20 protein-coding genes and 1 pseudogene are annotated in these 19201 nt (G+C 63.4%); 4 read left to right on the forward strand and 17 right to left on the reverse strand.

Features of this window, described 5'->3' with window-relative positions; genetic code table 11:
• Positions 1-40: 40 nt before the first annotated feature.
• Together B9Z01_RS27240 and B9Z01_RS27245 are read left to right on the forward strand one after the other, a co-directional pair.
• A complete protein-coding gene (locus B9Z01_RS27240) occupies positions 41-496 on the forward strand; it encodes a hypothetical protein (RefSeq protein ID WP_143809079.1) in 456 nt (151 codons plus the stop codon).
• A gap of 225 nt (positions 497-721) precedes the next feature.
• The gene (locus B9Z01_RS27245; RefSeq protein WP_085488663.1) at positions 722-1654 is read left to right on the forward strand and encodes an AlbA family DNA-binding domain-containing protein; all 933 of its coding nucleotides are present in this window, start codon (positions 722-724) and stop codon (positions 1652-1654) included.
• Positions 1655-1692: 38 nt separating this feature from the next.
• Here the strand turns inward: B9Z01_RS27245 and B9Z01_RS36705 are convergent, their stop codons facing one another.
• Positions 1693-1818 carry a hypothetical protein gene (locus tag B9Z01_RS36705; protein WP_275937527.1) on the reverse strand — a complete coding sequence of 42 codons (126 nt, stop codon included), beginning with the start codon at positions 1816-1818 and terminating at the stop codon, positions 1693-1695.
• Positions 1819-1841: 23 nt separating this feature from the next.
• Here B9Z01_RS36705 and B9Z01_RS27250 point away from each other — a divergent pair, with 23 nt between their 5' ends.
• On the forward strand, positions 1842-2573 hold the full coding sequence (locus B9Z01_RS27250; RefSeq protein WP_143809080.1) for an MFS transporter: 732 nt from the start codon (positions 1842-1844) through the stop codon (positions 2571-2573).
• A gap of 115 nt (positions 2574-2688) precedes the next feature.
• Here B9Z01_RS27250 and B9Z01_RS27255 read toward each other — a convergent pair whose 3' ends face one another.
• On the reverse strand, positions 2689-3705 hold the full coding sequence (locus tag B9Z01_RS27255) for a 1-aminocyclopropane-1-carboxylate deaminase (protein WP_085488665.1): 1017 nt from the start codon (positions 3703-3705) through the stop codon (positions 2689-2691).
• Between the two features lie 205 nt (positions 3706-3910).
• On the opposite strand from B9Z01_RS27255, the gene B9Z01_RS27260 reads away from it, so the two are divergent.
• Positions 3911-4411, forward strand: coding sequence for an Lrp/AsnC family transcriptional regulator (locus tag B9Z01_RS27260; protein ID WP_085488666.1), 501 nt, complete (start codon positions 3911-3913; stop codon positions 4409-4411).
• 14 nt (positions 4412-4425) lie between these two features.
• On the opposite strand, the gene B9Z01_RS27265 is transcribed toward B9Z01_RS27260, so the two are convergent.
• The 15 genes and pseudogenes from B9Z01_RS27265 to B9Z01_RS27335 form a co-directional block, all read right to left on the reverse strand.
• Positions 4426-4758, reverse strand: coding sequence for a Rieske (2Fe-2S) protein (locus B9Z01_RS27265; protein ID WP_085488667.1), 333 nt, complete (start codon positions 4756-4758; stop codon positions 4426-4428).
• Positions 4759-4761: 3 nt separating this feature from the next.
• On the reverse strand, positions 4762-5073 hold the full coding sequence (locus tag B9Z01_RS27270; protein WP_085488668.1) for a YciI family protein: 312 nt from the start codon (positions 5071-5073) through the stop codon (positions 4762-4764).
• Between the two features lie 5 nt (positions 5074-5078).
• On the reverse strand, positions 5079-5951 hold the full coding sequence (locus B9Z01_RS27275) for an intradiol ring-cleavage dioxygenase (RefSeq protein WP_085488669.1): 873 nt from the start codon (positions 5949-5951) through the stop codon (positions 5079-5081).
• Positions 5952-5990: 39 nt separating this feature from the next.
• Positions 5991-7058 carry a maleylacetate reductase gene (locus tag B9Z01_RS27280; RefSeq protein WP_085488670.1) on the reverse strand — a complete coding sequence of 356 codons (1068 nt, stop codon included), beginning with the start codon at positions 7056-7058 and terminating at the stop codon, positions 5991-5993.
• Positions 7059-7065: 7 nt separating this feature from the next.
• Positions 7066-8532 carry an aldehyde dehydrogenase family protein gene (locus B9Z01_RS27285; RefSeq protein WP_085488671.1) on the reverse strand — a complete coding sequence of 489 codons (1467 nt, stop codon included), beginning with the start codon at positions 8530-8532 and terminating at the stop codon, positions 7066-7068.
• Between the two features lie 44 nt (positions 8533-8576).
• Entirely contained in the window at positions 8577-9596 is a 1020-nt protein-coding gene (locus tag B9Z01_RS27290; RefSeq protein WP_085488672.1) for a hydroxyquinol 1,2-dioxygenase, read from the reverse strand.
• Positions 9597-9683: 87 nt separating this feature from the next.
• Entirely contained in the window at positions 9684-10178 is a 495-nt protein-coding gene (locus tag B9Z01_RS27295; RefSeq protein WP_085488673.1) for a cupin domain-containing protein, read from the reverse strand.
• Between the two features lie 123 nt (positions 10179-10301).
• Positions 10302-11231: a LysR family transcriptional regulator gene (locus B9Z01_RS27300; RefSeq protein WP_085488674.1), complete on the reverse strand. Its 930-nt coding sequence runs from the start codon at positions 11229-11231 to the stop codon at positions 10302-10304.
• A gap of 130 nt (positions 11232-11361) precedes the next feature.
• Complete coding sequence (locus B9Z01_RS27305; RefSeq protein ID WP_085488783.1) at positions 11362-12621, reverse strand: MFS transporter; 1260 nt, start codon at positions 12619-12621, stop codon at positions 11362-11364.
• Between the two features lie 383 nt (positions 12622-13004).
• Positions 13005-13466, reverse strand: a pseudogene (locus B9Z01_RS27310) (TRAP transporter large permease subunit); the annotation flags it as partial.
• Positions 13467-13572: 106 nt separating this feature from the next.
• Positions 13573-14067 (reverse strand): MaoC family dehydratase, encoded by a 495-nt coding sequence (locus B9Z01_RS27315; protein WP_085488676.1) that lies wholly within the window; start codon positions 14065-14067, stop codon positions 13573-13575.
• 71 nt (positions 14068-14138) lie between these two features.
• Entirely contained in the window at positions 14139-15296 is a 1158-nt protein-coding gene (locus tag B9Z01_RS27320) for a dihydrodipicolinate synthase family protein (protein WP_085488677.1), read from the reverse strand.
• Between the two features lie 24 nt (positions 15297-15320).
• On the reverse strand, positions 15321-16178 hold the full coding sequence (locus B9Z01_RS27325; protein ID WP_085488678.1) for a shikimate dehydrogenase family protein: 858 nt from the start codon (positions 16176-16178) through the stop codon (positions 15321-15323).
• Complete coding sequence (locus B9Z01_RS27330; RefSeq protein WP_085488679.1) at positions 16175-17779, reverse strand: acyl CoA:acetate/3-ketoacid CoA transferase; 1605 nt, start codon at positions 17777-17779, stop codon at positions 16175-16177. The genes B9Z01_RS27325 and B9Z01_RS27330 overlap by 4 nt, the downstream gene beginning before the upstream one ends.
• Positions 17780-17852: 73 nt before the next feature.
• A complete protein-coding gene (locus tag B9Z01_RS27335) occupies positions 17853-19196 on the reverse strand; it encodes an MFS transporter (protein WP_085488680.1) in 1344 nt (447 codons plus the stop codon).
• Positions 19197-19201 lie beyond the last annotated feature (5 nt).

A 19201-nucleotide genomic window follows, 5' to 3' on the forward strand; every position in this document is an offset into this window, starting at 1 on the left:
TGCGATGATAGGGTTACTTTCCTACATCGCTCAACTCAATATGGATACTGCTATCTTCACGTCAATCGTTGCCGGTTCGTCCGCATTGGCCGGCGCCGGTCTAACGTCTATTTTCCAGATGTTCACGCAACGCAACAATCAGCGGTTTCAAATCAAGCTTGAGACGCTGAAGCGGGAGAGTGAATGGCGCGAGAAGGAAAGAAACCTTGCGCTTGACCGACTAGCTACGGCGCATCGACAGTTGAGTGCCATAGGCCGCGAATTCTCACAGGACAGCATAGATATCAACTTGAATGCTCAAATTGGCGAATGGAAATTCGACCAACGCTATCTGGCAGCCCGCAGGGAGACAGATGAACTGCGAATGATCTGCGGTCTGTACGAACCATCATTAGAGCAAGACGTCGAACTGCTCCACGGTGATATGAACCTGTACTGGGGCAACTTCAAGATGGTCTTGAACCTAATCGCTAACAACAAGGGATCGATCCTATGACCCCCTGCCTCGAACGCACCCACAAGGCCGCCATGGACATTTCCAAGCAAATAGTGGCATTGAAGGCGCGCCTAGCGGAACGGGCGCGCGAATATACTGCTAATCAATAGAGGCGCTAAAACGAGTCGGCGTAAACGCCAGAGGAGCTGGCGCGGCCTGCTGCATCCGAAGCGCGTGGTACGCTGCCGTTGGTAGCACCCCAGAACCATTCAATGGAGAGCGCGAATGTACGACTCGCTAGAGACAGTTCAGGCGCTTAATGGCATCGTAGAAGAATCACTTAATCTTGAGTTCAAGGCTGGCCGGGCTTTGGCTGACATAACCCCTGAGTCCCGAGGCACTTTGGTGAAAGAAGTGACAGCCTTCGCCAATGCGGCGGGCGGAACTATCATCTACGGGATTGGCGAGCAGGTCGATGGCGAGCGAAATGTTGCTGGCGACCTCGAACCGGTTACGAATGGTCGTGTGACAAAGGACCAGCTAACAGCAATCATCACGTCAAACACCGATCCAGTGTTCACCGGTTTTGATATCAATGTACTGACCGTCGCTGAAGGTCAAAGAATCATCGTTATCAACGTCGAGCAGGGCGACACCGCTTACCAGAATCGACTTGACAAAAAGTACTATCAGAGACGCGGTACAGCCTGTGAGGCGATGTACGACTTTGCTATTCGCGACGTCATGAACCGCCGAAAAGCACCGCGTCTGGTTGCAGAACTTTTAATCCGGAACCAGCAGCGGCAAGCCAACGAGCACCGGTATCGTCTGGTGCCAAAACTGAGAAACGAAGGTTTGTTTACCGTGCATCACTGGTGTTTGTATGTGGACATACCCACCGAGACACGTCTCGGGATGCAACCAACGCAGTCAGTCGTGCAACGGCCCCCGGTCAGATATCAGCAATTGCAGTATGACCGTTTTGAATACTCCTCAGAACGTTTGCCGCCTGCTACGAACAGCCTTCGATTATTGCCCGATCAGGAACTGGAATTGACTGTGCAAAGCGGCTTTCCAGACCTTGACCTGATTGTGACTCAAGACCACTTTCGACGGAGGCTTGAGGCCCTTGAGCCACCGTTGCGGTGGTCATTGTATGTAGACGATGCCCCCCAAAAGAAAGGCGAGACACCTTTCGAGGACTGGTGTACTTTCTGACACCCATTCCTAACTCAATCCGTCGGATGGCCCCGCGCCTATAGCAACGACGCCTGAAAGCTCACAGGCGCAAACGCCGGATGAATCGGCGCGACCTGCTGTAGCAGCGCTTCATACCTCGTCACGTCCTGATAGAGCCGTTGCGCGAGGACGAGTAACGGCATCGGCTCCGGCGTCGTGACGGTCTTTGGGCACTATCTTCCTGTACATGAGCGAGGAAATTCGCACGGTCAACTGGCTGAACGCAAATGAAAAAGCCTGGTTGAGCGATGTCATGGCCGCTGAAGACCGAGTAAAAGTTTCGCACGGCTTCCGCGTACTGCTCACGAATGGCTATGTGTGGGCACTCGTCGCGATCTACTTTCTCTACAACGTGGGACTCTATGCAATCAGCTTCTGGATGCCCACGCTCATCCAACGCATGGGCGCGAAAGACGCGCTCGCCATCGGCCTGCTCAACGCCGTGCCGGGCTTGTGCGCAATCGTCTGCATGGTGGCCTTTGGCTACAGCGCCGACCGCTTTCGCGAGCGCAAATGGCATCTGATCGCCGCATTCTCGATGGCGGCCGTGGGCTTCATGCTGAGCGTCGCCTGGCAAAGCGAGCCGGTGCTCGGCATCGTCGCGTTGTGCGTCGCCAACATGGGCGTACTGTCGATTCCCTCGCTCTTCTGGGCCGTGCCGACCTCGTTCCTGAGCGGCGTGACCGCGGCCGCAGGCATTGCGATGATCAACTCGATCGGCAATCTCGCGGGCTTCGTCTCGCCGTACATGATCGGCTCGATCAAGGAGATGACGGGACGCACCGACATGGCGCTCTACGTCGTGGCGGGCGGCCTCGTAATGGGCGCGGCGCTCGTTGCGGGCGTGATGAAGACGCGCAAGGGTCGGCACGACCTCACGGCAACCGTATCCCGGTGAATTCGCGCCGGACGCTTCGGATCCGGGCAGATTGGAGACCGGACCGAAGCGCACGCTGAATTTGAGGCCGCGCCAAACGGAAAGTGAGTATCGGGAATTCCTTCAGCGTGCCGCGTCACCCGTTGCGAAAGATGAAGCTATACGCGCTCAGCGCCGGAGCGCCGCCAAGATGTGCGTAGAGCACTTTGGAACCCGCCTCGAATTCGCCGCGGCGTACCTTGTCGATCATCCCTTGCATCGACTTGCCTTCATAGACCGGATCGGTCAACACCCCTTCGAGGCGCGCGCACAGGCGAATGGCCTCGAGCGTGCCCTCGCTCGGCAACCCGTACTCGGGGCCGCCGTAGCGCGCGTCGAGAACGACGTCCCGCTCATCGATGGCCTGTCCGAGGCCAACCAGTTCGGCCGTGTGGCGCGCGATCCGGGTGATCTGCGCATGGGTCTTTTCCGGTGTCGCCGATGCATCGATGCCGATCACGCGATCCGCTCTCCCGTCGGCGGCGAAACCGACCACCATGCCCGCCTGCGTGCTGCCCGTCACGGAACACACGACGACGTAGTCGAACCTGAAACCGAGTTGCGCTTCCTGCTGCCGCACTTCCTCGGCGAAGCCGACAAACCCGAGGCCGCCCAACGGATGTTCCGAGCAACCCGCCGGGATCGGATAGGGCTTGCCCCCCGCCTTGCGCACGCTTTCGAGCGCCTCCTCCCAGCTCGGGCGGATCCCGATGTCGAAGCCGTCCGGCACGAGCCGCACGTCGGCGCCCATGATCCGCGACAGCTCGATGTTGCCGACGCGATCGTACACAGCGTCGTTATAGTTGACCCAGTTCTCCTGAACGAGCACACACTTCATTCCAAGATGCGCAGCCACGGCCGCAACCTGGCGTGTCTGGTTCGACTGAATGCCGCCGATCGACACGAGCGTGTCGCAGCCTTGCGCGAGAGCATCGGAAACCAGGTATTCGAGCTTGCGCGTCTTGTTGCCGCCGAACGCCAGTCCGCTGTTGCAGTCCTCGCGCTTGGCGTACAACTCGACGTTGCCGCCCAGGTATTCGCTCAGGCGCTTTAACGGCTGCACGGGGGTGGGCCCGAACGTTAGCGGATAGCGGGGAAAGCGTTGCAGGTCCATCGATTGCCTCCGTAGGGATAAGCTCGCGGGCTCCGCGAGTCTCGGCCGGTATGTTGGGCGCGTACCGGCGGCTCGCATCACGATGGAAAAATGATAGGCAGTATCGTCAGAAATGAGCTTGCGAAATCAATGAAATCCACCTACGTTAATATCGATCAATACGTGGTAGAAGCATATTTAGTTCGCCATTACCTGTTTAGGCACAATGAAATTAACCAGGAAATCCGCTGCTCCACGAGATGGAGCGCCCACGCTGGATCGCATCGATCGCGCGATCCTTCGGCATCTCCAGCAGGATGCGTCGATCTCGAACGTCAGTCTCGCCGCGAAGGTGAAGCTGAGTGCGCCGGCGTGCCTGAGGCGCGTCGAACGTCTGAAGGAGAGCGGGTTGATCCGCGGCGTCGTCGCGCTGCTGGATGCCAGGGCGCTTGGCGCGGGGATGCTGGTCGTCATCGGCTTCGTGCTCGACCGCTCGACACCCGAGACATTCGCCGCATTCGAGAAGGCTGCGCAGAAAGTGTCTGGCTGCATCGAGTGCCACGTCGTGACAGGCGAGTTCGACTACTTCATGCTCGTGCGCACGCGCGACAACGACAGCTTTAACCGGCTTCACGCTGAGCAGTTACTCTATCTGCCGGGCGTGCGGCAGGTTCGGAGCTTTATCGTTCTGAAGGAGATTCTGTCGACGCATGCGTTGCCGTTGTGACGGGTATGCGCCGGTCAATGGTCGAGCACAACCCACCCCCCGTCGCCGATCTCAACCCGCACCGCATCCAGACTCGCCCCCGCGCACGGACCTTCGATGCAGTGGCCATCCTCGAACCGGAACAGCGCACTGTGATGCGCGCACATCAGCACCTGTGCGCGATAGCACAGCACATCGCCGGGTTCGAAGTCGAGCGGCACCGAGAAGTGCGGACACCGGTTCGCATAAGCCCACACCCGCTCGCCGCGCCGCACCACCACCACGGGCGCCGAGCCGTCCGGCACATCGACCACGCGCGCGCCGCCATCCGGCACGTCGGCGAGCAGACACAGCGGCGTCCTGTTCATCGCTCAGACTCGCCGCTCGGGATTGCCGAGGCTCCAATCCCACGGACGGATCTCGACCGTATCGAAAAGCCCCGCCTGCATATAGGGATCGTTGCGGACGAACTCCCTCACTTCGTCGATGCCCTCCGCTTCGACGACCAGCAAGGTCCCGTTCATCGCATCGCATTGCGGCGCGAGTGTAGGACCGCCGAGGCGCACGAACACACCGCGATGCGCGGCGCCGCGCAACCAGGTCCGATGGACCGGGCGTACCCGTTCGCGTACCTCGCGCATGCCGGGTTTGTCGGTGGCAAAAACCGCGAAATAACGTGCCATCGTATTCAGCTCCGGTCGAGTGCGAAGTCGTAATGCGCTTCGCGGAACGGACCTTTGAAGCCGAACCTGCGGCCGAGTTCGTGATCCGCGGCGCGCTCGCGATACGCGACCATCAACGAGGGCTTCACGCCGAACACCGCATCCGAGTTCAGATACCGGTCGTTCTCGTCGAAGAGATGCGTGACGAGCGTGCGATGCCCTGGCGCGTCGATCATGAAGTGCAGATGCGCGGGACGCCACGGATGCCGCCCCGTCGCGTCGAGCATGCGCCCAACCGGGCCATCGGTCGGGATTGGATAGCTGACCGGCACGATCGTCGAAATCGCGTAGCGGCCCTCGGCGTCGGTGCGGAAGCGCCCGCGCAGATTGCCGTGCGGCTGCGCGGTGTCCTGCCCCGAGTACATGCCGTTCTCCGCCGTCTGCCACACGTCGAGCACCGCATCTACGACCGGCGTGCCGTCCGTGGACAACACGCGGCCGTGCACGAGCGCCGGCGTGCCGGGGCTGAACGCCATGTTCTCGCCGTATGCGCGCTCGGGCATGCCGCGAATGTAGAACGGTCCGAACACGGTCGTGTCGGTCGCGCCCGTCGCGTAACGATGATTGATCGCATCGACGAGCATCGACACGCCCAGCGTATCGGACAGCAGGATGAACTCCTGCCGCACGAGGTCGTCGCACATCTTGCCGGTGTCGGTCAGAAAGCGGATAGCCGTCATCCACTCCGCTTCCGTCGGCTCGACCTCGCGCACGAATGCATGCATATGCCGCACGAGGCTTTGCATCAGCGTGCGCAAGCGCTCGTCGCGCGTGTTCGCGAAGCTCGCGACCACCTGGTCGGTCAGGGCCAGCTCGGCCTCTTTGTTATCCGTCGACATGTCTTCCTCCAGATCCAGTTCTTTTCGCCGCAGCGGCGATCAGGCCGGCGCCGCGCCTTGCCATGCGCGCTGCAAAAGCGCACGAATCGCGTCGCGCTCCACGGCACGCGGGTTGACGTATGGGTTCTTGCACGCGAGGTCCGCCGCTTCGTCGAGCCCCGCCTCGGGCATGCCGATCTGTTCGAGCGCCGCCGGAATGCCGAGCGCACGGTTCAGCTCGAATAGCAGCGGGCCCGCGTCGGCCGCATCCTTGCCGCCGAGCGCGCGCGCCACGCGGGCGAGCGCGCCGGGAGCGGCGGCATGGTTATAGTGCGCCGTATGCGGCAGCATGGCGGCATGAGTTTGCGCATGCGGCAGATTGAACGTGCCGCCCAGCGTGTGGCAAAGCTTGTGGTGCAGCGCCATTCCCACCGCACCGAGGCATGTGCCCGCGAGCCACGCGCCGTAGAGTGCGCGGCTGCGCATCGCGGCATCTTCAGGGGTACGCACGATTACGGGCAGTGCTTCGCCCAGCGCGCGAATCGATTCTTCCGCCATCAGGCTGATGACGGGGTTCGCGTCTTCCGCATAGAGCGCTTCCACCGCGTGCGCCATCGCGTTGACGCCCGATGCCGCCGAAATGCCCGCGGGCAACGAGAGCGTCAGCGACGGATCGTAGATCACCGTGCGCGGCAACACGCGCGGATCGCGTCCGGTGCGTTTCAGACGGCCTTCGGTCAGGCCGTAGATCGGCGTCATCTCGGAGCCCGCGTACGTGGTCGGCACCGCGATGATCGGCAGCGAAGATTCGAGCGCTATCGCCTTGCCGAGGCCGACGGTCGAGCCGCCACCCACCGCGACGCAGCAGTCGGCGTCGAGTGCGGCCGCCGCATCGCGGGCGGCGCGCGCCACTTCAACCGGCACGTGCATCACCGCCTGCGCATGCACGCCCGCCGCGCGCGCGCCGAGCACGCGCGCGACCTCGCCGGCCAATGACCGCTGCTCGGGCGTCGCGAGAATCAGCGCGCGGCGCGCACCGAGCCGCTCGATTTCCGCCGGCAGCGTGGCGAGCGCGCCCCATTCGAACACCACGCGCGACGGCGTGCCCTGATAGACGAAGCGCTCCATGCGAACCTCAGCGGCGGAAATGCGGCGGCACGTTGCCGTCGACGTTGACCCACACCGAACGGGCTTCCGTATAGTCGTGCATCGCCTCGAAGCCCATCTCGCGCCCATAGCCCGACTGCCCGACGCCGCCGAACGGGCTGCCCGGATTGACGCGCTTGTAGCAGTTGATCCAGCACATACCCGCATGGATCTGCCCGGCCGTCCGGTGCGCGCGCGACAGGTCGCGCGTCCACAGTCCGCTGCCGAGTCCGTAATCGGTGCCGTTGGCAATCGCGAGCGCTTCTTCGTCGGTACGGAAACGCAGCACAGTCACGAACGGACCGAACACTTCTTCCTGCGCGATGCGGTCCTTCGAACTCGCGGCTTCGATCACGGTGGGCCGCACGTAGTAGCCGTTGGCGAGTGCCGCGTCGTCCGGCGCGGTGCCCCCCGTCAGCACACGACCGCCCTGCTGACGCGCGATATCGACGAAGGCCAGCACGCGTTCGAGATGCTGCTTCGACGTGAGCGGCCCCATCTCCGTCCCGGCATCGAGCGGATTGCCGACGCGAATCGACGCGGCGAGCGACACGAAGCGTTCGAGAAACGCATCAGCGATGCGCTCATGCAGGATCAGACGCGATCCGGCAATGCATGCCTGCCCCTGGTTGTGGAAGATCGCCCACGCGGCGCCGTTGATCGCCGCATCGAGATCCGCGTCGTCGAACACGATGTTCGCGCCCTTGCCGCCCAGTTCGAGCTGAACGCGCTTCAGATTGCCCTGCGAAGCTTCGACGATGCGCCGCCCAGTCGCGGTCGAACCGGTGAACGCGATCTTGCCGACGCCGTCATGCTCGGCGAGCCGCTGCCCGGCGGTATGACCGTAGCCCGCGACGATGTTGACGACACCCGCCGGAAAGCCGACCTCGGCCATCAGTTCGACGATACGCAGCGTGGAGAGCGGCGTGATCTCCGAAGGTTTGAGCACGACCGTGTTGCCTGCGGCGAGCGCAGGGCCCATCTTCCAGCTCGTGAACATCAGCGGAAAATTCCACGGCACGATCTGCCCGACCACGCCGATCGGCGCACGCTGCACGTAGTTCAGAAAGCCGGTTTCGACGGGGATCACCGAGCCTTGCAGCTTGTCGGCCATGCCGCCGAAGTAGCGGAAGCATGCGGCGGTGCGCGGCACGTCGAGCGAGCGCGAATCGCGGATCGGGTGGCCCGTGTCGAGCGATTCGAGTTGCGCGAGTTCCTCGGCGTTCGCCTCGATCGCATCGGCCAGACGCAGCAACAGACGGCCGCGTTCGGCGGCGGGCAGCGCGGCCCATTTCGGGAACGCGCGCGTGGCGGCTTGCACCGCGAGATCGACATCGGCGGCGGTGGCGGCGGCGATCTTCGTAATCAGCGAGCCGTCGTGTGGATTGAGCACATCGATCGTGCCGCCTTCGACGGCGTCCGTGAAGCGGCCGTCGATGAACAGTTGGGTTTGCATGAATGATCCTCGGTAGATGCGGGCGCTTAATGTCGGCGCTTGAGTCAGAAGTCGACCGGATACGGCTTCAGCTCGCCGCTCTCATAACGCTTTGGCAGGTTCGGCGTCGCGTTCTCCCACACGAGCAGCATCGAGCGCTTCGTCGAATAGCCCTGGTGGCGGATATCGGCGGGCATCGCGCAGATGTCGCCGGCCCGCATCGTGATACGCGCGCGCGGTGCGCCGGTGTTCTTGTCGCCGATATCCCAGACGATTTCATCGGAGAGCTGCAGGAACCACTCCACGCGATCGTTGCCGTGAAAGACCGGCAGGATGTATTCCTCGGTGGTCGGGCAGAACAGGCTCTGCCCGCATACCGACGTGACCGACGGATTCCACGTGACATCCGAGCGCGACAGATACTTGAACAGATTGAACGCATGCAGTTGGCCTTCGAAGCCGGGCTCGACGTGCACTTCCGGTTCGTCCTGCGTGACATCGGCAAACGCGCGGTTCACCGGCAGATCGTTGCGCAGCGGCGAGTCGCCTTCGAGGCCCGGCATGCGGCGCGTCGCGATACGCGTGCGCTCGATCGCGGCATCGTTGCCGCCATGCTTGCGGCCAAATGCGGTGCCGGTTTCTTCCGGCGCCGCGAACGGGTCGAAGCCTTCGTTGGTCCAGTCGTGCAGGATGGCCTTGAAGGTCGCCATGATCGTCGGCGTTTCGAAGGTCTCCATATAGTCCACGCCCGCATCCTTCATGATGCCGTTGAACGAACCGGCGTACACGTCGACCTTGCCGTAGTGATTGCGCGTGCCGAACACGTGATCGAAATTGACCCAGCCGTAGAAGAAGCCCCAGGCCACGTCGCGCATCATCGCGCGCAGGAATGCATCGGCGGGAACGGCGTGGGTGCGGGTCTGGCCTTTCGCGGGCCAGTGAATCTTGACGAAGTACTCGTCGCGCATGAACTCGAATGCGCCGAGCGTGAAGCGGCGATAGCCGGTCACCGCATCGGGGTTGCTTGCGCGCACGGTGTCGGCGGCGAAGCCAGCCGGGTGCTCGGTAGTCTCAAGGGATGCCATGCTGTGTCTCCTGAAGGTAGGCGGATGATCGGTTCGTGCGCCTGACTCAGATCTGCATCGGGCAGATCTGCATCAGGCAGGTGCGCATCAGTGCAGGCAGATGTCGGCCCACTTCTGCACCGAGAGTTCGCCGATCATCGTTTGCACGAGCGCGACGCCTGGCTTCTGCGCGCTGAAGCGGTATGCGCAACCGGCGGGCAGCAGAGCCTGATGTCCGCGGCGCAGCACGACGTGGCCCATTGCGCGGCCAGCTGGTTGTGCGCCGGCGTCGACGGTGCCCGTGCCGCTCTTCGGCGGCGTATCGAGCTTGATGAAGTCGATGCGGACTTCGCCATCCATCAGGATTGCGAACTCATCGTGCGCGCAGGCGAACCACGCGGACTGACCTTCGGTGCGCAGCACCTCGATCACGTAGTCGAGGTTCTTGCCGACCACGACCTTTTCGTAGGGCACGGACTGCGATGCGACTTCGAAGATGTTGGAGAACACGTAGTGGCGTGCTTCGCCGCTCGTGATTTCGATCTCGCCCTTGCGGTAGCCGTCGAGCGAGCCCAAGACGGTGTGGAATGACGACTCGGTCATTGCTGTCTCCTTTAGTTGAAACGTGTCGTTGGGTTCAACTTTAGGAGCGCGACGGGAAGGCAACAACCGGCGATCGGGCGATTACAGCATTCGCGCTTTGCAAATAATCGCCGCGCGAGAGCCCTAGCTCACCCAGCCGCGCTCGATAAGCGGCCGATCCCATGCGGGTTCGGGACCCAGGTACTCGGCCAGAAACTCGACCAGCGCTTTCACCTTCAGCGCCTGCCGCTGTGTTGCGGGGTACACCGCCGCGAAGCTCAACGGCGAAAGCGTGTAATCGGTCAGAATCGGCACGAGCGAGCCGTCGAGCAGCGCGGCGCTGGCGACGAGCGTCGGCAGGCACACCACGCCGCCGCCCGTGAGCGCGTAGTCGCGCAGCAGGTGCACCGAGTTCGAGCGGATCATGCCGGGCAATTCCATTTCGACGACCTCGTCGCCGCGCGTCATCGTCCAGCGATTGCGCGATGGATAACCCGAATAGAGTGCCGTGGTGTGTTGCAGCAATTCGCGCGGATGCTGCGGCGCGCCATGCTCCCGCACATAAGCGGGTGTCGCGCAAAAGAGGCGCCGCACTGTGAAAAGCCTTCGTTCGATCAGCGATTCCGCGATGGGCGGAAAGATCTGGAAAGCGACGTCGAAGCCTTCTTCGATCGGATCGACCACACGGTCGTTGACGATCACGTCGAGCTGGATGCCCGGATAGCGCCGGTTGAACTCCGCGAGCGGCGGCCCGAAGTGGCCGAGTGCGAAACCCGGCAGCACCTGGATGCGCAACCGGCCGGTGGGTGTCGCGCGCAGCTCGCGCATCTGGTCGGTCAGCTCGTTCACGCGTCCGACCACTTCCGCGCATTCGCGATAGAACGCCTCGCCCACTTCGGAAAGGCGCACATGCCGCGTGCTGCGGTGAAAGAGCGGCGCGTTGACGAACTTTTCCAGCTGCTGGATGCGCGTCGTGATGACCGAACTGGTCACGCCCAGTTGTCTCGAAGCTTCGGCGAAACTGCTCGTCTCCGCTACCCGTACAAACGCTTCGATGCTCAGAAAACGGTCCATGCGGCATCCTTGTCCATTCGTTCAGCCTTTCAGTGTATATGGGCTGAGCCGCGCTGGGCTGCGCCGCGCGTGGCCGACGGATTGCGGCCGCGCGCGGCAGGCGGAGATGGATTCGGCCGGACCGGCATCGTCATTCAGGCTGCTCGCTCGCGGGAAGCTCCAGAGCCGAGCCGCCGCTTTGGCGGCGCAATCTGGCCGGCGCGGTTTCCTCGAGCAACAGGCTGACGCCGATGCCGAGCACCACCGCGCAGATCGGCAGCCACAAAATGTTCTGGATCCCGAAGTGCGTCGCGACGAAGCCCGCGAGCGCCGGCGCGATGCCGCCGCCGAAAATCTCCCCCGCCCCGACGACAATGCCGATCGACGTCGAGATCATCCCGATTGGCGCGGCTTCCGTCGCCACCGGTCCGGACAGCAGCGAGACGAGGCCGAGCGTGAAGAACGACGCAACGAACAGCACCGCGAACAGCTCGACGGGCTGCGCGCCGAGTCCGCGGAACAGGTACAGCATGACGGCGGTGCCCGCAAAGCCGGCGATGCTCGCGAGCCGCCGTCCAATCAGATCGGACAGTCCCGGCAAGCCGAACTGGCCGATGAAGCCGCCAAAGCCGATCGCCGACACGACGACACCCATGCGCTGCGTGCCGAGCGCCAGATAATCGGTCAGATACAGCGGCAGCATCGCGCCCAGCACGAACACGCCAGTCATCGCGCAGAAGAGCGCCGCCATCGCCACGGGAATATTGCGGCTCTTCAGCACCGTGCGCCAATTGCCCCGCTCAGCCGGCGTCCGGGTAGTCTTCGGCACGGCTTTCGGTTCGCGAATCACGCGGAACATCAGCAGGCCGAGAATCAGCCCGGGCACCGACACGAGCGCGAAGACCCAGCGCCATTCCATCACGCTCAGCAATTGCGTCGCGATGATCGGCGAAAGCGCGAGGCCGAACAGCGCGAATCCGCTTTGCTGCAGGCCGAGATTGAAGCCGCGGCGCTTCGGATGCGACGCGTCGGCGGTAGCGGCGAAGCTCGTCGGACAGAACGAGCCTTCCGCGACGCCCATCAGCGCGCGCACCGCAAGCAGGCTCATCAAGCCGCCCGCCATCCCGGAGAAACCGGACAGCAGCGAAAACGCGAGAATCGCCGGAATCAGCACCTTGCGGCGGCCGATCTTGTCGGAGATGCCGCCCATCAGCGCCGCGAAAATCCCCCACGACAGCCCGAGTATGCCGATGCAGTTGCCGACGTCCTGCGCATTCAGGTGCAGGTCCTTCATGATGGACGGAAAAAGCGGCGCGATCAGCCACCGGTCGAGCCCCACCAGCCCGAAGCCGAGGGCCAGCAGCGTCACGGCCTTCCATTCGTAGGCCACGTCCCAGTCGTTCGATTTCATCTGTGTCTCCATGAGCCGGCCGCCGCGCGCGGAAGGCATTCGCTGGCGCTCGCCGCGCCGTCGGGTTCGTTGAACTCAAAACAGGTGTCGAGCCGCGCGCTTCGCGATGCGGGATCGACGCGGCAAAGATAGGCGCAACCGCAGTGCATCCGGTACGGGACGGCGGCCGAATACGTCATTCGCGAATCGCAAACAATGGTGCGCGGCGATGCGCCGGCGCGCGCCCTCAAGGCCCGGCGGCAAGCGGCGCGTGCTAATCGTGCGCACTTTCAGCGCCCCTGGTACAAGCCCGGATAGACGCGCGCGCGGCCGGCGGGCGGTTGGGTGCCGTTGCCGCGATGCGCTTCATCCCGTGGTTCACGCCCCGCTCTGCCGCATTGCCATTACCGCATCAGCCCGACCAGCCCAAGCGCGATACCCGGCACCAGAATCACCGCGACCAGCGCGACGATATTGGCGACCAGGAACGGGATCGTCCCGCGAAAGATCGTACGGATCGACAGATCGGGCAGCATCGTCTTCACCATGAACACGTTCATGCCGACGGGCGGATGGATCATGCCGATTTCCATCATCATCGCGACGTAGATGCCGAACCAGATCATGTTCGCGCCGAGCGGCTGCACGATCGCGGCGAACACGGGAATCGTCAGCAGCATCATCGCGAGCGCTTCCATCAGCGAGCCGAGCACGATGTAAATGACCGTGATGACCGCGATCACGCCGAGCAGCGGCAGGTGCAGCGCATGAATCCACGCGACCAGCGTCGCGGTCAGCCCGGACAGCGTGATGAAGTTCGCGAACACCATGCCGCCAAACGCAATCGCGAAGATCATCGCGGTGGTTTTACCGGCTTTGTCGGCGAGTCGCTAGCGCGACATGGAATCGACGACGCGTCTGTCGCGCCGCTTTTGCAAGCGAGCCCGAAGCGCTCGGAGGCGTGACGGAAAACTAAACCCGATTTGCCATTAGCAGTAGCGTTTCGCCATCCTGTACAACATTCCCGCGTTGATTCAGCACGCTCAGCTTGAGCGTCGCGATCCCTCGGTCGATGCGTTTCGTCACACGCTTGCCGACGACCTCGATGTTTACATGAATGCGGTCGCCGATGAAGAGCGGCGCCCGGAACGCCCAGTTCCAGCCCAAGGTCGCAAGTGCGCTCATGCGAACCGCAGAGCGCGTCTTCAGGCCATCGGTGAGTGCCAGGCCAAGCAGTCCGTGCGCGATCCGGCCGGGAAATCCCGCCTGTTGCGCGGCTACATCGTCGAGATGGATGTCGTACATGTCGCCCGAGACTCCGGCGAAATTGACGATGTGCGCTTCCGTCACCGTCATGCCGGACGTGACGAAATGATCTCCTATCTCGATGTCGTTCAGATCATACATGCCCGGCGTAAGCAAACGCCCCCGCCGTACGGAATCACTTTCGCTCTGAAATTGCGTCATGTCCCCTCTCTCCTTGTGCCTGTTTTGATTCGATTCACCTGTCTTCAACAAACCGTTTGCAGCCTCTGCGCTCACAACCCGAACGTCTGCATGACGAGCCGCATGCGCTGCACGGCGAGATCGGGATCGCGCAGCAGATTCGCGGCATCGGCGAGCCGGAAGACGTCCGCCAGATAAAGCGGCGGACGCGCGCCGTGATGACCGCCGAGCATGAAGAAATGCGGCTGGAATCCGTTCAGATACGCGAGAAAGACGACGCCCGTCTTGTAGTATTGCGTCGGCGCGCGAAAGATGTGGCGCGAGAGCGCCACCGTGGGCGCGAGCAGGCGGTCGTAGCGGGCGAGATCGCCGGCGGCGAGTGCGGCGAGCGCCTGCGATGCAGCCGGCGCGATCGCATCGAAAATGCCGAGCAGCGCGTGGGAATAGCCCTGGTCATCGCCCTTGATGAGCGTCGGATAGTTGAAATCGTCGCCGGTGTACATCCTGACGCCTTCGGGCAGGCGGCGCCGGAAAGCGATCTCGCGGGCGTCGTCGAGCAGCGAAATCTTGATGCCGTCGATCTTGCGCGCATTCTCCTCGATGACGGCGAGGCACGCATCGGCCGCTTCGTCGAGATTTTCGCTGCCCCAGTAGCCTTTGAGCTCGGGATCGAACATGTCGCCGAGCCAGTGCAGGATCACGGGCTTTTCGCACATCGCGAACACCTCGCGATACACACGCAGATAATCGTCGCGATGCCTCGCCACGCGGGCCAGCGCGCGGCTCGCCATCAGGATCACCTGACTGCCAGTGCGCTGAATGGCTTCGAGCTGCATGCCATAGGCGCGGATGACGTCATCGCAGGAAGAAGCCAGATGCGCGGGCAGATGATCCGTGCCGCAGCCCGACGCGATTTGCGCATTGGGCAGATCGCGCGTTTCCTGCATCGTGCGCTCGACGAGTTCGCGCGCGGTTTCCCACGTGAGGCCCATGCCGCGCTGCGCGGTGTCCATCGCCTCGGCGATGCCGAGCCCTTGTCCGATCAGATATCGCCGGTATTCGATCGTGCGCGCCCAGTCGAGCGCCGCGGGCTGATTCACCTCACCGCTCTTCAGCGGATCGGCGACGACGTGCGCCGCGGAATAGGCAATGCGGTTGAATGGCGCACCCGCCCGCGCGCCGCTGATCGGATCGCCTTTGAGCGTGTAGTTTTCGAACTCGCCGGAAGCGGTCGGAAGAACGATATGCATGGTCGTGAGGATCGGAAGTGTCGGTTAGGCGTGCGTGCCGGAAAAGCATGCAAACGATGCGGGCATGTCGATCCCGAAGAACTTCGCGAATGCCGCGAGTTGTCCTTCGATCATCGGCCGTCCGTTGGTCGCGCGGCAGCCGCATCGCCGCGCGTGGGCGAGAAGCGGCGTTTCGGCGGGCGTCATGATGATGTCGACGACCTGCAACGCGGCCGGAAATACACCGAAGGACGCCGGCATGCCGTCGCCCGGTTTCATTCCGACGGGCGAACAGTTGACGAGCAGGTCCACGCCCGCGACGTTCGCCGGATCGACATCGACCTTTGCCGCGCAACCGGGATAAAAGCGATTCAGCCGCGCCGACAGTTGCTCGGCCGACTCGCGCCGCGGATCGCTCAACGCGACGCTCGCCGCGCCCGCCGTCGCCAGCGCATGCGCCACCGCCGCGCCGGCGCCGCCCGCGCCCAGTTGCTTCACATGCCTGCCGTGCACGTCGAAGCCGAGCCGTGTCAGTCCCTGCACGAGCCCCGTTCCGTCGAACATGTCGCCGAACCACGTTCCGTCCGGCTGTTGCCGCATCACGTTGATCGCGCCGACGCGATGCGCCGTGTCCGATATCGCATCGACCATCGAGATCGCCCGAACCTTGTGCGGCACGGTGACGACGAGGCCGTCGAGGTTGCCGAGCGCCTGAAGCCCCGCGACGGTCGGCTCGAACACGTTCACCGGCACGTCGAACGGCAGGCAAACCGCGTTGACGCCGCCGGCGTCGAAGAGCGCGTTCATCAGCTGCGGCGTCTTCACCTGAGTGACCGGATTGCCGACGATGCCGAAGAGCCGCGTCGATCCGTCGATGCGATCGGCGTGCGGTTCGCGTCTCACGGTTGACGCTCCGCGAACGCGGCAAGGCGCGGATGCCGCGACCAGCTCTGCGACGCCATTTCGGCATCGAGGCCCATCGGCTCGGGACGGAACAGACGCGCGTCCATCAGCTTGAGATTGGACGAGATCACCGGCCGGAACGCCATGTGTGCAAGCACGTCGCGTTCGAGATCGATGCCCGGCGCGATCTCGATGAGTTCGAGCGCGCCGTCGATCGCGCGGAACACCGCACGCTCGGTGACGAAGAGCGTGGTCTGATTGCGCTCCTGCGCAAACGGTCCGCTATACGACACCTGCTGAAGCTTCGACACGAACTTGCGGTGCGTGCCTTCCTTCAGGATCTGCAACTGGCCGCCTTCGCACGCGACCTGCAGGTTGCCCGCCGTGAACGTGCCGCCGAAGACCATCTTGCGCGCATTCTGGCTGATGTTGATGAAGCCGCCCACGCCGATCAGCCTGTTCGCGAAGCGGCTGATGTTGACGCTGCCCTGCGCGTCGATCTCCACCGCCGAAAGAAACGCGATGTCGATGCCTCCGCCATCATAGAAATCGAACTGATACGGCATGTCGACGATCGCGCTGTAATTGCGCGCGGCACCGGCATCGAGTCCGGCGGCGGGCGCGCCGCCGATCAGCCCTTGCTCGTTGGTGAGGACGATGTGATGCAGCACGTCCTCTTCCGCCGCGACCAGCCCGATGCCTGTGCAGACACCCGAACCGACGTTGCACACCGCACCCATGCGCAACTCCATCGCAAGACGCCGCGCGATGATCTTGCGTTCGTCGAGCGGCAGGCGCGGAAAGCCGCCGAGCGGAATGCGCATCTCTCCGGTGAACGACGGATCGTAGGCCGTCTGATACGTCACCGGCTGATCCGCTTCGACGACCACCGCGTCGACGAGCATGCCGGGAATCTTCACGGTCTTCGCGGGCAAGGTGCCGCGCTTCGCGAGCCGCTTGACCTGCACGATCACGAGGCCGCCGTTGCGTTTCGTCGCCTGCGCCATCGAGAGCATGTCGCCGAACACGGCCTCGTGCTCCATCGATACGTTGCCGTCCTCGTCCGAAGTCGTGCCGCGCAGGAACGCGACATCGACATCGAAGGGCTTGTAGAACAGCCACTCCCGGCCTTCGAGCTCGATCAGGCTGACGAGCTTGTCGTCGCTCGGCGCGCCCTGAAGGCCGCCGTCGTTGCGTGGATCGACGAAGGTATGCAGTCCGACATGACTGATAAGCCCTGGCCGGCCCGCCGCCATCTCACGCGTAAGCTGCGAGAGCGCACCCTGCGGCAACGTCCACGCTTCGATCTCCTTGTTCAGCGCCATTTGCGCGAGCGGCGGCGAATCGACCAGCGTGCCGCACACGACGCGCTTGAGAAGGCCCGCATGCGCGAGACGGGACGCGCCGCGCTCGCCGCGATCGCCGAGACCGACCGGATGCACCGAGGTCAACCGACGCGGCTCGCCTTGCGCGAGAAAGCGCCGCTCGAGCGCCTCGATGAGCGCCTCCGGCACGGCGTGTCCGCTTCCCGATCCGCCGATCATCAAAGTGTCGCCATCTTTCAGCAGGGATGCGGCCTGGTCGGCGGTCAAAATTTGCATGTTCTCTACTCCGGTTCTGTCTGTTTATGCGTGCGCGATGCGCCCTGTCAGGCCATCGCGATCTTTCGAGGTCTCACACCGCCGGGCGCGACTCCTGGAACGCGGGATGATCGTCCCGATGGCGCGAGAGGTTTTTGCCGATCAGCGCTGCGATCAGGGTGAGCAGGCAGAAGACAGCGAGGAACACCATGACGTAGGTTGGCTTGCCGTTCGCATAAGCGACGAGCGCGGTCGCGATGAACGGCGTCGGCCCGCCTATCAGCGCGCCGGAAAACTCGCGGCACATCGCGATGCCGGAGAAGCGATACTGCGTCGGAAACAGATTCGACAGGAACGCACCCTGCGCACCGCACGTGCAACCCCAGCTGATTCCGTAGACCGCGCTCATCGCGATCGTGGCGAGCACGACGTCCTTCGAATCGATCGCTTGGAACAACGGCCACACGAGCGCGAGCGCGATCATCGCGCCGGCCGCGAACACGTTGCCGCTGCCGTACTTGTCGGCGAGCATGCCGCCGACGGGCGCGCAAAAGAGCGAGAAGCCCAGCGCGATGATCAGCACCACCAGGCTGTCCGACTTCGCCATGCCGACCGTGTTGGTCATGTAGCTCAGCGCGAAGGTGTTGAGCACGTAGCTGAGCGCCTGATGGCCGCCCATCGCGAAGAAGCCGCACAGCAGCTCGCGCCGGCTATTGCGGAACAGGTCGGCTACCGGCACCTTTTCCGCCTTGGACTTCGCGCTCGCCTTTTCCATCGCCGCAACGTATTCGGGCGTCTCGTCGAGTTTCGAGCGGATATAGATCGCGACGCCGAACAACGCCAGCGACAGGAGGAACGGCACGCGCCACGCCCAGGTGAACAGGATGTCTTCCGGCACGTACGAGATCATCAGGAACGTCGCGATCGCGATCATCACGCCGAAGTTGGTAGCGGCGTTCGGAATCGACGTGAAGAACGCGCGACGGCTCGGCGGCGTGTACTCGGCGATCAGTGTGATCGCGCCGGCCAGCTCGGCGCCCGCGCCGAAGCCCTGCATCATGCGCAGCAGCACCAGCAGGATCGGCGCGATCACGCCCGCCTGCTGCCAGGTCGGCAGTATCCCTAGCCCAACCGTGGCCGCGCCCATGATCGTCACGCAGAACACGAGCGCCGGCTTGCGGCCGTATTTATCGCCGATATGCGAAATGACGATGCCGCCGAGCGGCCGGATGATGAAGCCGACCGCGAACGTCGCGAACGCGGCGAGCGTGCCCGCCAGCGACGACAACTGCGGAAAGAACAGCTTGTTGATGATGAGGCCCGATGCCGCCGCATAAAGCCCGTAGTCGTACCACTCGATGATGGTGCCGAGCGTCGACGCGAACACGGCGCGCCGGATGTTCCTGCGATCTGCTTTCTGCGCGTGTGCTGGTTGCATGGCGC

This window comes from Paraburkholderia susongensis (assembly GCF_900177725.1).
Lineage (GTDB): Bacteria > Pseudomonadota > Gammaproteobacteria > Burkholderiales > Burkholderiaceae > Paraburkholderia > Paraburkholderia susongensis.

Excerpts from the sequence above, each read along its gene's own strand:
- B9Z01_RS27320 (WP_085488677.1), bottom strand. The coding sequence starts at position 15,296 with ATGCATATCGTTCTTCCGACCGCTTCCGGCGAGTTCGAAAACTACACG.
- B9Z01_RS27265 (WP_085488667.1), bottom strand. The coding sequence starts at position 4,758 with ATGAACAGGACGCCGCTGTGTCTGCTCGCCGACGTGCCGGATGGCGGC.
- B9Z01_RS27240 (WP_143809079.1), top strand. The coding sequence starts at position 41 with ATGGATACTGCTATCTTCACGTCAATCGTTGCCGGTTCGTCCGCATTG.
- B9Z01_RS27280 (WP_085488670.1), bottom strand. The coding sequence starts at position 7,058 with ATGGAGCGCTTCGTCTATCAGGGCACGCCGTCGCGCGTGGTGTTCGAA.
- B9Z01_RS27270 (WP_085488668.1), bottom strand. The coding sequence starts at position 5,073 with ATGGCACGTTATTTCGCGGTTTTTGCCACCGACAAACCCGGCATGCGC.
- B9Z01_RS27245 (WP_085488663.1), top strand. The coding sequence starts at position 722 with ATGTACGACTCGCTAGAGACAGTTCAGGCGCTTAATGGCATCGTAGAA.
- B9Z01_RS27275 (WP_085488669.1), bottom strand. The coding sequence starts at position 5,951 with ATGTCGACGGATAACAAAGAGGCCGAGCTGGCCCTGACCGACCAGGTG.
- B9Z01_RS27305 (WP_085488783.1), bottom strand. The coding sequence starts at position 12,621 with ATGAAATCGAACGACTGGGACGTGGCCTACGAATGGAAGGCCGTGACG.
- B9Z01_RS27315 (WP_085488676.1), bottom strand. The coding sequence starts at position 14,067 with ATGACGCAATTTCAGAGCGAAAGTGATTCCGTACGGCGGGGGCGTTTG.
- B9Z01_RS27330 (WP_085488679.1), bottom strand. The coding sequence starts at position 17,779 with ATGCAAATTTTGACCGCCGACCAGGCCGCATCCCTGCTGAAAGATGGC.
- B9Z01_RS27255 (WP_085488665.1), bottom strand. The coding sequence starts at position 3,705 with ATGGACCTGCAACGCTTTCCCCGCTATCCGCTAACGTTCGGGCCCACC.
- B9Z01_RS27295 (WP_085488673.1), bottom strand. The coding sequence starts at position 10,178 with ATGACCGAGTCGTCATTCCACACCGTCTTGGGCTCGCTCGACGGCTAC.
- B9Z01_RS27300 (WP_085488674.1), bottom strand. The coding sequence starts at position 11,231 with ATGGACCGTTTTCTGAGCATCGAAGCGTTTGTACGGGTAGCGGAGACG.
- B9Z01_RS27290 (WP_085488672.1), bottom strand. The coding sequence starts at position 9,596 with ATGGCATCCCTTGAGACTACCGAGCACCCGGCTGGCTTCGCCGCCGAC.
- B9Z01_RS36705 (WP_275937527.1), bottom strand. The coding sequence starts at position 1,818 with ATGCCGTTACTCGTCCTCGCGCAACGGCTCTATCAGGACGTGACGAGG.
- B9Z01_RS27285 (WP_085488671.1), bottom strand. The coding sequence starts at position 8,532 with ATGCAAACCCAACTGTTCATCGACGGCCGCTTCACGGACGCCGTCGAA.
- B9Z01_RS27260 (WP_085488666.1), top strand. The coding sequence starts at position 3,911 with ATGAAATTAACCAGGAAATCCGCTGCTCCACGAGATGGAGCGCCCACG.
- B9Z01_RS27335 (WP_085488680.1), bottom strand. The coding sequence starts at position 19,196 with ATGCAACCAGCACACGCGCAGAAAGCAGATCGCAGGAACATCCGGCGC.